The organism is Streptomyces sp. SAS_272, from assembly GCF_052543235.1.
Window position 1 is genome coordinate 1 of sequence record NZ_JBMNDR010000082.1, and the last position, 14,482, is coordinate 14,482.

The window sequence follows — 14,482 nt, forward strand, 5'->3', positions numbered from 1 at the left end:
GTGTCCCGGCGCCCCGCCGTGCGTGGTCAGCCGGCGGGCCAGCTGGCGTCGATGTTCTTCAGGGCCGCGTCCAGCGACTCCCCGCCCGTGATCCAGGCCGTCATGTCCTTCCAGAAGGTGCCGGTGCCGACTGCGGTGGGCATCGCGTCGGAGCCGTCGAAGACGAAGCCGGTGGAGTCGTAGGCGACCTTGGCGACCGACTGGGTCGTCTTGAGCGGGTAGGCCGAGAGCGGGAAGTCCTTGTGCGGTGAGATGAAGGACGAACCGTTGCCCGCTGCCGTGGTGCCGAGGTCGGTGGCCGCGAGCAGCTTCATGACCTTGCGGGCGGCGGGGCTGTCCTTGTAGATGGAGGCGGTGTCGCCGCCGCCCTCGACCGGGTTCCCACCGTTCGCGGTGGCCGGCGGCAGACCGAATACGCCGACCTCGGAGTCCATGTTCTTCTGGACCGTCTTGGGGAAGAAGCCGGTGATGAAGCTGCCCTGCTGGTACATGTAGCAGCCGGGCTTGCTCTTGAACATCGCGTTGCCGGCGGTGCCGAAGGCGTTGCTGGCGATGGATTTGCGGCCGCCGAGCACGTTGCCGTCGGTGAAGGCGATCTTCTCGAACTGGGCGGCGGCCTGGCGGACCAGTGGCGAGTCGAACTTGACTTTGTGCGATATCCACTCGTTGTACTTGTCGACGCCGCCGTACTTCAGGACCAGGTTCTCTATCCAGTCGGTGGCGGGCCAGCCGGTCGCCGTGCCGGACTCGATGCCCAGACACCAGGGCGTGTTCCCGTCGGCCTTGATCTTCGCCGTGAGGGTGTTGAGTTCGTCGAGGGACTTCGGGGCGGTGTACCCGGCCGACTCGAACGCCTTCTTCGGGTAGAAGACCAGGCCCTTGACGTTCATGCTGACCATCAGGCCGTAGGTCTTGCCGTCGGTCTTGGCGACGTCCAGCGTGCCCGCCGTCATGCTCTTGCTCAGCGCGGGCAGGTCGAGGACGTCGTCCAGCGGGGTGATCTTGCCCTTGGACGCGAGGTCCTTGATGATGCCCGGCTGCGGCAGCAGCGCGATGTCCGGCGCGTCGCCTGCCTGCACCTTCTGCACGAGCAGCTGGTTGATGTTGTCCACCCGGCGCCACTGGACGGTGAGGCCCTGGGCCTTGGCCTGGGGGGCGAGTTCGGCCTTGAGACCGTCGATGATCGGCTGGTCCATGCCCGTCCAGATCGTGATGGTCTTCTTGTCGCTCGCGGTGCTGCCGGAACCGGACGAGCAACCGGTGGCGAGGAGGGTGAGCGCGCTGAGCGTGCTCACACCCGCAACCAGCTTCCGTGTGGACATGTGTTCCTCCTTGGCCGGTGCGCCGGCGGTGGGGGAGCTGCCGTCGCACCTGAGGTGACCTGGTCTGCCGGGGCGGGTCTTGCACCAGGCCACCGCGGCGGGTTACTAATTCGGGTTAGTGGCCGAAAGCTAGCCGCCAGCCGTTTCTTGCGTCAAGGACTTGTTACGAGGGAGTTATCCGTGGATGAGCATGTGTGTCCGCAGAGCCGGCCCGGCTCAGCCCCCGGCGGGTCCGCCGGCCGGCGGCGCCGTGGAAGCACGCAGCACAAGCGGGCAGTGCACCACAGTGCGCCCGCTCTGCAGGGCAGGGCCGCCTGCCGCCAGCTGCTCGGCGGCCAGCCGGCCCATCGCGTCGTACGGCAGCCGTACGGTGCTCAGCGCCGGGTGGATCTCGGCGGCGAGCTCGAACTGGTCGTCGTAGCCCATGACCGAGACGTCCTCGGGCACCCGAAGCCCTGCCTCCAGGAGGGCCAGGAGCGCGCCGAACGCCATCCGGTCGTTGCCGCACATGATCGCGGTCGGCCGGGGGCTGCGCTGCAGCAGTTCGCGGGCCAGTTCGTAGCCGGAGTCGGCGTGGTAGTTCCCGGACAGGACGGTGGACCGGCGGGGGTCGAGACCCGCACCGCGCAGCGCCTCGCGGAATCCGCGCAGCCGGGCCTTGGTGGCCCAGACGCTGGCCGTACCGGTGAGGTAGGCGATGTCCCGGTGTCCGAGATCGAGCAGCGCCTGGGTGGCCTCCCGTCCGCCGCGCACCTCGTCGGGCAGGATCGTCGGCAGGGGGTCACCCGGGACGAAACAGTTCAGAAGGACCGTCGGCACCCGCGCGGCGTCGTCCGGGAGCGTCACCGATCTGGTGCCGGCCACGGCGAAGATCAGGGCGTCGGCCTGCCGGTCGAGGAGCTCGCCGACCAGTTGCGCGGCCTGCCGGTTCGAGCCGCCGGTGTTGACCAGGACCAGCAGGTTGCCGTGCCGTATCGATGCTTCGTGCGCGCCCTTGATCGCGGCGGCTGCGAACACGCCGAAGTCGATGTCATGGCTGACGAAGCCGATGGTCGCGCTGCGCCCTTGGCGCAGTCCCTGCGCGGCCCGGTTGGGACGGTAGTCGAGTTCGGCGGCCGCCCGCAGAACCCGCTGCCGGGTCTCGTCGCTGATCGTCTGCCCGGCTGTCTGGTTGAGGACGAAGGAGACGGTCGCCGGCGAGACGCCGGCAAGCAGCGCGACATCGGCCCGGCGGGTCCTTCTGTCCTTCGGTCGGTGATCTTCATGCGTTGACACGCGGCAAGAGTACGAGATGCCCGCTCCTGAGAATCGGCCACCGCACCGGCCGTACCCATCTGCTCAATAGCGCATTCCACCACTTTGAGAGGTATCTGCGATATGCCCACATGGCTGCACTACGCACCGGCGAAGGGCTGGATGAACGACCCCAACGGGCTGATCCACTGGCGGGGCCGGCACCACCTCTTCTACCAGTACAACCCGGACGGAACGACATTCGCCAACCAGCACTGGGGCCATGCCAGCTCCCCGGATCTGCTCACGTGGACCGAGCACGAGACGGCACTCTTCCCGGGCCTGCCCGAAACCGCGCCTTACGACGCCACGGCCTGTTTCTCCGGCTGCGCCGTCGCCCACGACGGCGGCGTCTCGATCCTCTACACCGGTGTCCTCGGCGACGCCCAGCTTCCCTGCCTCGCACGCGCCGCCGACGACGGGCTGTCGGGCTTCGTCAAGGACCCGGCCAACCCTCTCGTCCCCGCGCCGCCGGCCGCCGACATCACCGAGTTCCGCGATCACTGCGTGTGGCGCGAGGAAGGTGAGGACGGCGGGGCCGGCCGATGGCGCCAGCTGGTCGCGGGCGCGCGCCGCGAGCACGGGGGCTCGGTGTTCGCGCTGTCCTCGGCGGACCTGCTGGCATGGGACTACGACGGCGTCTTCGTGGACCGGGCCGCCGCGAAGGTGCCGGGCGCGGTATGGGAGTGCCCGGACCGCTTCGCCGTGGACGGTACGGGGGTGCTGCTCGTCTCGGTCATCCACGAGGACGGCGAGGAGGGACCCGCGGTCTGGTGGATGACCGGCACCGCCTCGGGCGACGGCTTCGAGGTACGCGAGAGAGGCGTCGCGGACGTCGGCGACCGCTTCTACGCCCCACAGTCCTACTGGGCCGCCGACGGCCGCCGGATCCAGTTCGGCTGGATCCGCACACATGAGGACCCGGCCGGCCTCGGCGGACCGGCGGTCGGCTTCATGTCCCTGCCACGCGAACTCTCGGTACGGCAGGGCCGCCTGCACTGCCGCCCGGCAGCCGAGCTGACACGGTTGCGGCGCTCCGCGACACCCCTGCCCGCGGCCGGCCCAGCCCGTCTGGACGGGGGAAGGGATGCAGGCGAGCTGGTACTCGATGCCACGGCAGCGGACGGCGTACGGTCCATCGTCCTGCGTTCCCAGGAGGGAGCCGAGATGACTGTGAACCTGGCGGCGTTCGCCGGACTCGACGGAGAGCTGCGCCTGTTCTGGGACGCCGGCATCGTCGAGGTCTACCGCGGCGGCATCGCGGGGACCTGGTCGGACCTGCGGGTCGCCGAGGTCGCCGAGCTACGGCTGGACGGCGGCCCGGATGCGGCGGTCGGCCGGGCCCAGCTCTGGGAACTCGCCCGGCCGGACCGCCACACCGGCCCGGCCGCCGGGCACGACGCCGGATGACGGCACCTCCAGCAGCCCAGGGCAACGGCGGTGCGGACGACAACGACCCGTCATCCCGACGTCCAGCGGGCCCCCGGCGAACGCCCCGCCCGTCCGGGACCGCGGGCCGAGAACAAGTGGTCCACCGCCTCGCTGGTCCGCTCGCCCGAGGAGGTGATCTTCGACGCCTTCGACCAGGCCGAGGCCCGTGACCCGAAGCATCTGCGGCCGTGGGTCGTGCTGGTCGGCGGCGCCCGCCACCAGCTCGACCTGATCAGTGCCGAGACGGGGCGCCGCGACGTCACGGTCCACGTCCTGCTGGACTTCGTGCACGTTGCGGAGTACGTCTGGGCTGCCGCCCACGTCTTCCACGAACCCGGCACCACCGAAGCCGAAGCATGGGCCGCCGACCGTCCTACCGTGATCCTCGCAGGTCAGGACGCCCACTCTGGCGCCGAAATGACCAGCGTGGGCAGGTCACGGGCCACGATTCGCAGCGCGGTGCGCAACGTCTCCAAACGCTCGGGGGCGAGGTCGAAGCCGGGATCGAACCCCACGTCGTCAAGGATGCGCCGGGCCAGGACGGTCATCTCCGCCGCCGACACCTCGGCCGGGTTCCGCTCGACGACCTCCAGGACGGCGTCGGTGCAATGGAACCTGTCGAGCAGTTCGCAGGCGAGGGGCGACGACATCCCGTGGGTCGGGGTCGCCCTCGCGCAGGCCGCCTGACGCACTCACCAGCGGAACCATGACCTCACCGGGCGGGCGGGCCGGCCGGCCGGTTGGCCGGGCCGCGACGGGCGTGTCAGGTGGTGCGAAGGACCATGCGCTGTTGGTCGGAGCCGCATTCGAACGACCTCCGGAGGAGACGCATTGCCAAGTGAGCACGGACTGAGTGCTAATGCCCACCGCAGAGTTGCATGAGAGATTCTCCCTTCGTGCTGGGCACTCATCGCTTGCTCGGCACGATGCAGGGCGTGTCCACACGGGGGTACGCCAGGAACGACACAGGAGAATCACGTATGCGGCAGGGCTTGCTTCGTAAAGGCATCGCGACGGCTGTGGCAACAGTCGCGCTGTTGGGCGGTGCGGTGATGTCCGCCCCGAGCGCCGGTGCGGTAACCAACTCGAAGTGCAATCTTGATGAGCCTGACCACTCCGGGTACAAGATCGCGACGAACAACGTGAACCTGCGCAAGGGTCCCGCGACGAGCTACGCCTCGCTCGGACAGCTGACCAAGGGCACCACGTTCACGTACTACTGCACCAAGACCTACCCCCGCCCGGTCTGGTTCTACGGCAAGGTGACGTCCGGGGCCCACAAGGGCGTCACGGGCTGGGTCCGCGGCGACTACGTCACCTACTGACGGCTCGCGGCCTGACAGGCTGAGTCCAAGCGCCCTGCCCTGCGGGGCAGGGCGCTTCGCCCACCCCCTCAGGGCGAGTACTGGCCCCGCAAGGTCTGTGCCGTCCTGGTGGGCCGTCGCCCGCGGGGCGGGCGTGTCTTTGTTGCCTGCCGAGCCCCGCGTCGGGGGATCTTGCCTCGTGGGTTGCGCAGGGCTGGTCGAGTGGCAGCACGCAGGGCGCGTTTGGGGCTGGTGATCAGGCGGGGTCGGCGCGTTGGGGCGTGACCCGCTGGGCGACGTCGCGCAGTTTGATGTTGTGGTGCTGAGAGATGCGGCGCAGCACACTGAAGGCGTCGTCTGCGCTCATGTGGTGGCGTTCCATGAGGATGCCCATCGCTTCGCCGATGGCGTGCCGGGTCTGCAGAGCGTGTTCGAGCTGGTCGATGGTGCGGGCGTCGGCCAGGGCGACGGCGGCGTGGGAGGCCAGCAGCCAGCCCGCCGTCTCGATGTCCTTGCTGAACGTTCCCGGCTCGCGGGCGTACAGGTTGAGCGCACCGAAGTCTTCGTTGTCGGTGTAGAGCAACACGCCGGTCATGCTGCCGATGCCGAGTTTGCGGGCCTGGTCGGCGAAGCGCTCCCAGGCGGGCTGGGGCTGGGTAAGGTCCGCGATCCGGTACACGCGCTCGCCGTCCTTGCGGCGTGCGAGGTCGAAGCAGGGGCCTTCGTTCAGCTCCCCTTGGAGGCGGTCGGACTCGTGGACCATGTCGCCGCAGGCGGCCAGAGTCACGGCGCGGCCCTTGCGCACCGCGAGGATCCCTGCTGCGTCGCAGCCCTCGATCAGCTTCACCGCCGACGCCGCGATCTCGTCCAGCGTCGCCTGCACCGAGTCCTTGGCCAGCAGATCCCGCGCCAGCCGTGCCATCTGCTCGGCATACTCACGCCATTCCACCCGACACCACCCGTCTCGACCACAGTGTCGTGCCACAGTACCGCCGGCTGGTGTTTCGACCACCTACTGTCACGGGGGGCGCATAGGTCCGCGGGCAGGCGGCTGAACGCAGAAGACGCAGAACGCGCAGAGGAAGCGGTTCTCACGCACGATGACGGGCACCGTGACGTTGGGTGACCGGTGGGAAGATCTTCGGGTTGATCAGGCCGGAAAGGGGCGTGCGGCGTGAGTGGGAGCGCGTCGCTGTCGTGCAAGGGGCACCGGTACCGGTCCAGGAGGTGGATGCTCGAGCGCGGTGTCGTCGTCCCGTACGAGACAATCCGCCGCTTGTGCGGCAAGTCGGGGCAGGCTTACGCCGGCGCGCTGCGCCGTCGGCAGCCACAGCCCGGTGACAAGCGGCGCCTGGACGAGGTCTTGATCTCCGAAGCACGGGCTCAGCCCAGCGGTTCCTGTCCGCGTTCACCGGCATCTGACCCTGCTTCCGATGGGGACGCCACCTGATGACCGCCACCGCACACCGCGCCGAAATGATCAACCGCTTCGCTGACTGGAACCAGATCACCGCCACCGCTTCTTGCCCGCAACGGCCTGACCTGGAGCCGGCATCCGGGCCGGCCCCCAGCCCTTTCCGGATTGAGAAGTCGTCCTCGGCTGTACCTGGCTCAGGGCCCGGACGTCTTCGAGGGCTCGCCCGCCATTGCCGGTGACGGACTGCAACGTCTTCATTCGTGATCACGCAGGAAGGTGGGGATCTCGTCGCGGGTCGGGTGGTTCGGCAGGGGCGCCGGCTCGTCCTGAAGGAACGCAGTAATGACGGCGGCGGCTCGATCGTTGTTGTCGTCCAGGCCGTTCCACATGTGGTGTCCGACTCCGGGCATGTACTGCGTGCGCTGGACGGCGGGATCATGGGCAAGGACGGTGGTCTCCCATTGACGGATCTGGGAGGAGCACTCGGCGATCATCAGCATCGCGGGGGTCCGGGACTGCCTCAGTCGTGAGGCGATGGAGGGTGAGTCCTTGACCGTCTGCTGGATGCGGAGGCTGGCGGCGGGGCTGAAGGAGAAGTTCTGGGGGGTGTCCTCGGCGGGGATGCGGTGCGCGTCGTGCGCACAGTAGGCGGATGCGGTGTCGCTGCCGAGGTCGGCGGCGGTGAAGGCGTTGTCGCCTTCGGCCTGTCCGATCAGTCCGGTGTCGGGGCTGAGGATTCCGAGCCGCATGAGGCCGAATGCCACGGCATACCGGGGGACGTGCGTGGATCGCGGTCCGGCCGGGGCCGGCGCGAGGCCGCGTGCGGATTTGCGGCCCTTGTGCCCGGTGATGTGTGCGGTGGGGCCGTCCATGGGCCCGGGTTCAGCGACGATCGCCCGGTGCAGGCGGGCGGCCACGCTCGGGTCGGCGAGGGCGCGGGTGAGCAATGACCCGCCTGAGGAGAAGCCGAGGACGTCGACCCTGCCTTTCTTCAGGCGGTCGATGAAGGCGGCGAGGTCGCGGACCGACCTGGCAATCGTGTACTGGCCCATGGGGAGCAGGTCGCTGCGTCCGCCGCCGGCCTGTTCGTAGGCGTAGACGTCGTAGCCCTGGCGGGCCAGGAGTTGCAGGAACCGGTGGTCGAGCACCGAGATGCCGCGGACCGGTCCGCCGTTGAGGTACACGAGCGGGATGGGATGCCGGGGGCCGGGGCTCGCGGGCGGGTAGTGATACACCGCGACCCGACTGCCCGTGGCCAGGCTCCAGTGCTGTGCGGTCACGAAGGGTAGGGCGGGCGGGGACCGCCGGGCCGTCGGCACGGTCGGGATGCAGACCGACGCCGTCAATGCTGCCGCGACAGCCACCGGCAGGAACGCCACGAGCCGCGCCGGCCAGGTTCGGTGTCGTCCCCGCCACAGCGCGAGGACAGCCCCACCTCCAAGGGTCGTCAACCACGCGGCGAGCCCCGAACCTGCCCCGTCTGTGAGGGCGATCAGCGCGAGAAAGACGATGACCAGCATCGTGACAGCGGCCAGGGCCAGCAGTAAGCGTCCGGTGAAGCGGACAGCGCGTATGGCGGACGTGGGCACAGCGAACCTCCATCGGTTTCAGAACGTTGTTTCAAAACGACGTTATCAAAGAAGGTAGGCTGCTGGCTGTGGGTAGACCGAGAACAAACGACGAGGCCGTCAAAGAGCGGCTTGTGGAGTGCGCGACCGAGATGCTCGCCACCCGTCCACGGGAGTCGCTCACGGTCCGCGCCGTGGCCGCTGCTGCCGAGGCGTCGACGACGGCGGTGTATTCCTTGTTCGGCGGTAAGGACGGGCTGATCGCTGCGGTGCGCGACAGAGCAGTCGCAGGCCTGTTTCAGGACCTGTCGGCGGCACAGGCCTCCGCGGACCCACTCGCCGACCTCTATGCGCTGGCCGTCGCCTACCGTCGCTGGGGGCGCGGGCACAGCCACCTTTACACGGTGCTGTTCGGCGGCGTGCAGTCCTTCGACCCGTCGGGGGAGGTCGGCGCCAATGACCCGATCCGTCCGCTCCTCGCAGCGATCGATCGCGCCTTGACGGGGTCCGTACTCGTCGGCGAATCAACGTCGATCGCCCTGTCGATCTGGGCCACCCTGCACGGGCTCGTGACTCTCGAACTGTCCGGGGCCCTCGACGGGGCCACGGCCGAGGCCGCATTCCGATCGACGCTTCACGCCACGTTGCGCGGATGGGCGACCCCGGAGGTATTCCGTAGCCTTCGGCAAGCCGAACTCGCTCATTGACAGGATCAGGGCCGGTACCCGGGCCATACCGGTCCCTGCTGGGGGCGGGGGTGCATGGTCGGTGAAGACCGGCATGCCAAGGTCGACCAGCAGCGGCTGACCATCGGTCGGATCCCGCTTGAGGCCGTTGGGCCTGGTCATTGCAGCGTCCAAGCCGACCTGGAGCCCCTCGACCTCGCCGAGCCAGCCGTTGGCGCGGGCCTCGCGGATGCGTTCTGGGAGGTTCTGGATGATCTAGATGAGGCGTGGCCTCTGATGGGGATCCATCTGGAGGACGGGGCAGCGGATGTCCCGTTGACCGAACCAGCTTGGGCTCTCTGCGAGGTCAACTCATACTGAGAACAAGGAGGTTGTGGCTCCTGCTGGCGGGTCGGGGTGACCGCGCGTGTGGTGGCGGATCTGGTTTCATCGCGTGTCGCGGCAGATCGGAACCGAGCACCGCGCCTTCACCCCCACGTTCCTGCGCATGCTGCTGATCGGCACGATCGCGGGCACCGGAATCACCGATGCCGCCGGCGCGCCCCTCACGATCTCCCCGCACGACTTCAGGAGAATCTTCGTCACCGACGCCATCATGAACGGCCTTCCACCGCACATCGCCCAAGTGATCTGCGGACACAAGAACATTGACACAACGATGGGCTGGAAGGCCGTCTACCCGGCCGAGACGATCGAGGCACACAAGGCCTTCATCACCCGCCGCCGGGCCACCCGGCCCAGCGAGGAATACCGAACTCCCACCGAGGAGGAATGGGATGCCTTCCTCGCGCACTTCGAGAAACGCAAGGTGTCCATCGGCACCTGCGGCCGCGCATTTTCCACCCCTTGTGTCCATGAGCACGCTTGGGTCTGATGTGCAGTCCTCAGGCCGGACCCGGCCCAACGCGCCCGCATCGAGGAGATCCGCGACAACCTCGTCGCCCGTATCGCCGAAGCCGAATGCGAAGGCTGGCTCGGCGAAGTCGAAGCACTCAAGGTCAGCTTGGCCGGCGCCGAGGACAAACTCGCGCAGATCATGAGGAGGACGGCCAGGGAGTCGGTCGACCTCCCGGTCCCGAGGTTCCGGGAGGAACCGTGGCTACGCCGGGGGCGAGGGTGCCTGCCTCGGTGGGACGAAGAGTCGAGACTTCACTCAGGGGCGTTTATGGTCCTTCGCCGCCAAACTCCCTAGGCGAGCACCCATTGGGGCGGGTGCCCAGGGTTGGCCGGGCAGGTGAACACGTGCAGGTCCCGGTCCCGGCCGAAGCGGAGCCGAGTGGGTTGGGCGAGGGATTGGCCGCCCCGGATCGATGCCTTCCCCCTCAGGGGCGGGTCACGGTCCTCCAGGGGCACCCAGCTGTGCGAGCCGGCGTCCAGCTCGTAGCCCTCTGCCGTCAGCAGCAGCCCCATGGGGGTTGCGCAGGACGCGCAGTCGATGGCCATCGGGCCCGTCGATGCCCAGCTGGGGTAGCCACCGACGCGCCAGCCGGGCGGGATCGACAGGTCGTACTGGTAGCTGGGGGCGTCGGGGCCGTGTTCCGCTACCTGGGCGTCGTCCCACGCGTCGATGCGCGCGATCAGCGAGGCGGGCAGCGTGTCGTCCTCCGCCCAGGGATGGGTGTCCACCTCTTCCGGGTGCAGGACACACGGCTCAGGGAGTTCGTGCTCCCATCGAAGCAGGGGCACTTCGGGCGGAGCGGCGAGGAAGCGTTCCGCGTGCTCGGTATCCCGTGCCCGTCGCCACTGCAGGCGGTAGCGGCGCTCCAGGTACGGGCCGTGGGTGAAGGGGCAGCGGAAGAGCTGAACCAGGTCCGCGCCGTCGCCACCCGTGCTCAAAGCTGGCCGACGACCGAACCTCAGCTGTCGAGTTCTGGGAGCCCGCCGCGCCGTCGGCTGTGGGCTACGGCCGTCAGAAGTCGTGCCCCATCTACCGGATATGGCCGAGGCGCTCTTGCGGACCGGTCCTACGCTGGAGGCATGGCCACCGATCCCTTGCTGAGACAAGGCCCCGAATCGACGGATCTGGTCCTGCGCGTCGGCCCGGCCGGGCCGACGTGGAACGTGCTGACCTCGGCGGGGTCGGCGCTGTTCACTCCGCTCGCTCTGGGCGTGCCGACCCTGCTCGTCGCCTTCTGGATGGCGCTGGCCGGGGCGCGGGCGTCGACCGTGTTCGTGGTGGTGGGGGTGATCGCCGGGCTGGAGTACCTGATCGGCTGGCTGGCGCTGGCCTTTTCCCGGGCCCGGGACATCCTGCGGGTGGAGTTCGCGCCGGCCGGGGTGCCCGCGTCGCTGCGGTTGGTCCGGGCCGCCGGGCCGGACGACTGGCTGCCCGTCAAGACCCTGCGCGAGGTGCGGCTGACGCACAAGGTGGTGGAGCCGTACCAGGGGGACTACAAGCCGGCCGTCTCCACGCTCGCGCTGGAACTCGTCCTGCGGGGCGCGCGGGAGCGGCTGGCGCTCCCGTTCGGCGGCGACCCGCAGCGGCTCGCCGACGCGCTGGAGGCCCTGCTAGGCCCGGCTGGGGTCGTGGTGGAGCTGCGCACCGAGCGCAGCACGCGCAGTCGGCCGCAGCCCAACTCCGGCTGGACCTCCGGTGGTTCGGCCTCGGCCGGCTCGGGTGGCGGCTGACCTCCGGGCTGCCCTTGGCAGTCCCCTGTTGGGCGTGTTGAGCCGCCGGGTCGGCTCGGCCGCAGCCCGGGTCCTGCGGCCACGGGTGGTGGGGGTAGCGGCCGCGGAGCTCGGCCCGCACGGCGCGGTAGCCCTCGCGCCAGAACGACGCGAGGCCGCCGCTGACGGCGGCCGGGCGCCCAGCCGGGGAGAGCAGGTGGACGGTCAGCGGGGCCCGCCCGTCCGCCAGCGCGAAGGCGGCAGACCAGCCGAACAACTCCTGGGCGTGGTGCCGTCCGTTGCTCGCCCACAGGGCTACCGGGAGTTGGTGCGCCGGTTGTGCGTTGCGGCTTGGCGGGCGCGGTGGTTGGCGACGTTGGTGCGGTTGCCGCACAGGCCGGGCATGCAGTAGCGGCGGCTACCGGGCCGGGTGGTGTCGATGAAAGCTCCCCGGCAGGTGGGCGCGCCGCACGGGCGGAATCGCTGCTCGCCGAGGGTGTATACGACCCCGAGGATGCCAATGCCGCAGATCAACGAGAGGGCGTCGGCGACAGTTGCTCCTTCGCGGAGCGGGGCGGCCCAGCGTGTGCGGTTCTCGTGGGCGGGATCGCGAATCAGGGTGGCGCCCTGGGCGGACGAGGTGAGCGCGGTGGCGCCGGCGATGAGGTAGTCGCGGTCGGGGCGATCGATCAGGTCGCGCACAGTCGTCCGAAGCGCGTGGACCGCATGAAGGTCGGCTGCACGTCCGTGGCGGGCGAGTTCGGACAGCGCGCCGGGAACGTCATCGTCTCCGGGCTGGTGGCCGTGCAGCTCGGCGAACGCGACGAGGCCGGCCAGGTCTGGCAGGCGGTCGTCGCCGCGCCAGACCTCGGCGGTGGTGTTGACCAGTTCGGTCGCGATCCCGGCCGCCCAGACGTAATCCTCCAACGCCACTTGCATCCTCTACAACCCTCTCGCTACCTTCGGTTAACAGCCACTTTAGCCCTTACATGTGCGAAGCCGGTGCGATCTGTCCTGGCTACATGGGCGGAGTGGTGACTGCCGCCAACACCCCCTGCTTCGTCCAGGAGACCCCGCCCATGTCAGAGCTGGAGATCGATGCCATCGTGTTCGACGTGCTCGGCACGCTAGTCGACGAACCCGCCGGTATCCGCGCCGGCATTCGTGCACTCGATCCGTCGCTCGACGATCCCAGAATCGAGCAGCTTTCGTTGCTGTGGCAGCAGCACATCGCCCGCGAACAGCGTCGTATCCTCGACGGCGGCAGGCCCTACCTCACCAGCGACGTCCTCGACCGTGAAGTCGCCCGGCTCGTCGCCGACGCCGCCGGAATCGACGACCCGACCGCCGTAGCGGCGCTGGCTCTGTCAGGTCGCCGGCTCCCGCCCTGGCCCGACACCGTGGCAGGGCTCGCCCGACTCGCCGAACGGTCCCGCTGATCGGACTCTCCAACGCGAGCCGGACAGCGCTGCTGGGACTCAACGCCCACGCCGGACTGCGCTGGCACCAGGCCCTGTCAGCCGAAGACGCCCGAACCTACAAGCCGGACCCAGCGGTCTACCGGCTGGCCGTCACCGCCTCCCGACGACCGGCGGAGCGGCTGCTGATGGTCGCCACCCACGCCTGGGATCTGCGCGCAGCGCAGGGCCTCGGCCTGCGCACCGCCTACGTCACCCGCCCCGTCGGCGACCCGCCCACCTCCTCGGACCGGTTCGACCTTCACGCCGACGACCTGGCCGACCTGGCCGACCAACTCGACAGGGCCTAAACGGTCTGATGGCTGCAAACGGCGTCTCATCAGGAGTGTCCTGCCTTGCGCCGCCCTGCGTCCGCACCCTCGACAAAGGGATCAGTGGCTTCGCGATCTCCCACAGCCCGTCCGGAACAATTCCCCTGTCGCTGTGCCGCCCTCCAGCGGCCTTGCGGAGGGCCCGACTCGCCGAGCTGCTGGTCGGGCAGACCTGGGTGGTCAATATCGGCACCGCCCGAGCACGCGGGCCTCGGCAAGAGGCTCGTGATCGTGAGTCACTCCAGAGCACTTTTCGATGGTGCTCGAAAGGATGGCTGGTCTCCACGGGCGGTGCCTACGGTGTGACGCGAAGAGGTCGATCACGGCAAGTCGCATCGGTCGACCGGGTGGCAGGTTCCCGCGGGCGTCTGCTCGAAATGGCGTCACAGCGGGGCCTCAGACAGGGAGATTTCTGGATGCAGTCGCTCAAGAAGCACGTGATCCGCACAGTTGTGGCTCTCGCCCTTGGGACCGGCGCGCTCATCGGCGGCTCCGGCACGGCTTCAGCTGCCTACCTGAGCTACAAGTGCGATGACGGGCGGGCCTGCGTTTACGACACTGTCGGGCAGGTCTGGAACATGGAACACTGTGGAAACAACCCTATTTACGGTCGTTTCAACTATGCCATGGCCCACGGCAACACCTTCAGGGTTTGGTATGTGAACCGCACGTGGGATCTCGTCCCGGCATGGAGTCAGCGGACCCTGGACGGCGGCAATCGCGTCGAGCGAGTGGAAGTGTATTGCTGAGCGCTGACGACAGCAGCAGCCCCTTTCCAGTTTTGAAGGAAGGGGGCTGCCCGCTTGGCCGGCCTCTCTCCTCAGCTTGTGCACGTCAGCGGTTGGATCCCGTCCATCGGAGTTCTCGAGAACGTACGTCCTGACTGCGGCCGGTGGCCTGCCTCGCCCCACGGGTGCTCACGCCGGATGTCCGCGACCGAGACATTGGCGATGCCCAGCCGTGCGGCCGGCCCGGATCGCGGTCGGCCTGGTCACGTCCCTCTGGTACGTGGCCTGATTGATCGTTGTCAGGCTTCCGTCCAGATCTGAGACTGCTGTAGCAGCA

At 68.9% G+C, this 14,482-nt stretch carries 12 protein-coding genes and 5 pseudogenes; 9 read left to right on the forward strand and 8 right to left on the reverse strand.

Going from position 1 to position 14,482, the window contains the following annotated elements; translation table 11 throughout:
- Positions 1-26 precede the first annotated feature (26 nt).
- On the reverse strand, positions 27-1,322 hold the full coding sequence (locus tag ACN6LD_RS33545; RefSeq protein WP_319192160.1) for an ABC transporter substrate-binding protein: 1,296 nt from the start codon (positions 1,320-1,322) through the stop codon (positions 27-29).
- A gap of 216 nt (positions 1,323-1,538) precedes the next feature.
- Complete coding sequence (locus ACN6LD_RS33550) at positions 1,539-2,597, reverse strand: LacI family DNA-binding transcriptional regulator (protein WP_319192162.1); 1,059 nt, start codon at positions 2,595-2,597, stop codon at positions 1,539-1,541.
- Positions 2,598-2,699: 102 nt separating this feature from the next.
- On the opposite strand from ACN6LD_RS33550, the gene ACN6LD_RS33555 reads away from it, so the two are divergent.
- From ACN6LD_RS33555 to ACN6LD_RS33565, 3 genes and pseudogenes are all read left to right on the forward strand, one after another.
- Entirely contained in the window at positions 2,700-4,025 is a 1,326-nt protein-coding gene (locus ACN6LD_RS33555; RefSeq protein ID WP_445045132.1) for a glycoside hydrolase family 32 protein, read from the forward strand.
- A 48-nt stretch (positions 4,026-4,073) separates the two neighbouring features.
- Positions 4,074-4,472, forward strand: a pseudogene (locus ACN6LD_RS33560) (ISKra4 family transposase); the annotation flags it as partial.
- 626 nt (positions 4,473-5,098) lie between these two features.
- The gene (locus ACN6LD_RS33565; protein ID WP_445045133.1) at positions 5,099-5,371 is read left to right on the forward strand and encodes an SH3 domain-containing protein; all 273 of its coding nucleotides are present in this window, start codon (positions 5,099-5,101) and stop codon (positions 5,369-5,371) included.
- A gap of 235 nt (positions 5,372-5,606) precedes the next feature.
- Here the strand turns inward: ACN6LD_RS33565 and ACN6LD_RS33570 are convergent, their stop codons facing one another.
- Positions 5,607-6,272 carry a GAF and ANTAR domain-containing protein gene (locus ACN6LD_RS33570; protein WP_415924904.1) on the reverse strand — a complete coding sequence of 222 codons (666 nt, stop codon included), beginning with the start codon at positions 6,270-6,272 and terminating at the stop codon, positions 5,607-5,609.
- 306 nt (positions 6,273-6,578) lie between these two features.
- Here ACN6LD_RS33570 and ACN6LD_RS33575 point away from each other — a divergent pair.
- A pseudogene (locus ACN6LD_RS33575) lies at positions 6,579-6,719 on the forward strand (IS6 family transposase); the annotation flags it as partial.
- A gap of 302 nt (positions 6,720-7,021) precedes the next feature.
- On the opposite strand, the gene ACN6LD_RS33580 reads toward ACN6LD_RS33575, so the two are convergent.
- Positions 7,022-8,356 (reverse strand): alpha/beta fold hydrolase, encoded by a 1,335-nt coding sequence (locus tag ACN6LD_RS33580; RefSeq protein ID WP_445045134.1) that lies wholly within the window; start codon positions 8,354-8,356, stop codon positions 7,022-7,024.
- 68 nt (positions 8,357-8,424) lie between these two features.
- Between ACN6LD_RS33580 and ACN6LD_RS33585 the strand changes: the two genes are divergently transcribed.
- Both ACN6LD_RS33585 and ACN6LD_RS33590 read left to right on the forward strand, forming a co-directional pair.
- Positions 8,425-9,042, forward strand: coding sequence for a TetR/AcrR family transcriptional regulator (locus ACN6LD_RS33585; RefSeq protein ID WP_445045135.1), 618 nt, complete (start codon positions 8,425-8,427; stop codon positions 9,040-9,042).
- A 385-nt stretch (positions 9,043-9,427) separates the two neighbouring features.
- The gene (locus tag ACN6LD_RS33590; RefSeq protein ID WP_445045136.1) at positions 9,428-9,895 is read left to right on the forward strand and encodes a site-specific integrase; all 468 of its coding nucleotides are present in this window, start codon (positions 9,428-9,430) and stop codon (positions 9,893-9,895) included.
- A 314-nt stretch (positions 9,896-10,209) separates the two neighbouring features.
- Here ACN6LD_RS33590 and ACN6LD_RS33595 read toward each other — a convergent pair whose 3' ends face one another.
- Positions 10,210-10,857, reverse strand: coding sequence for a hypothetical protein (locus ACN6LD_RS33595; RefSeq protein WP_445045137.1), 648 nt, complete (start codon positions 10,855-10,857; stop codon positions 10,210-10,212).
- A 141-nt stretch (positions 10,858-10,998) separates the two neighbouring features.
- Between ACN6LD_RS33595 and ACN6LD_RS33600 the strand changes: the two genes are divergently transcribed.
- Positions 10,999-11,649: a hypothetical protein gene (locus ACN6LD_RS33600; protein ID WP_445045138.1), complete on the forward strand. Its 651-nt coding sequence runs from the start codon at positions 10,999-11,001 to the stop codon at positions 11,647-11,649.
- A 45-nt stretch (positions 11,650-11,694) separates the two neighbouring features.
- Here the strand turns inward: ACN6LD_RS33600 and ACN6LD_RS33605 are convergent.
- Positions 11,695-11,911 (reverse strand): annotated as a pseudogene (locus ACN6LD_RS33605) (ATP-dependent helicase C-terminal domain-containing protein); the annotation flags it as partial.
- 32 nt (positions 11,912-11,943) lie between these two features.
- Positions 11,944-12,561, reverse strand: a complete 618-nt coding sequence (locus ACN6LD_RS33610) for a CGNR zinc finger domain-containing protein (protein WP_445045139.1) — start codon at positions 12,559-12,561, stop codon at positions 11,944-11,946.
- A 146-nt stretch (positions 12,562-12,707) separates the two neighbouring features.
- Here ACN6LD_RS33610 and ACN6LD_RS33615 point away from each other — a divergent pair.
- Positions 12,708-13,396, forward strand: a pseudogene (locus ACN6LD_RS33615) (haloacid dehalogenase type II).
- A gap of 7 nt (positions 13,397-13,403) precedes the next feature.
- Here the strand turns inward: ACN6LD_RS33615 and ACN6LD_RS33620 are convergent.
- Positions 13,404-13,517, reverse strand: a pseudogene (locus ACN6LD_RS33620) (IS5/IS1182 family transposase); the annotation flags it as partial.
- Positions 13,518-13,833: 316 nt separating this feature from the next.
- Here ACN6LD_RS33620 and ACN6LD_RS33625 point away from each other — a divergent pair.
- On the forward strand, positions 13,834-14,166 hold the full coding sequence (locus tag ACN6LD_RS33625) for a hypothetical protein (RefSeq protein WP_445045140.1): 333 nt from the start codon (positions 13,834-13,836) through the stop codon (positions 14,164-14,166).
- Positions 14,167-14,482 lie beyond the last annotated feature (316 nt).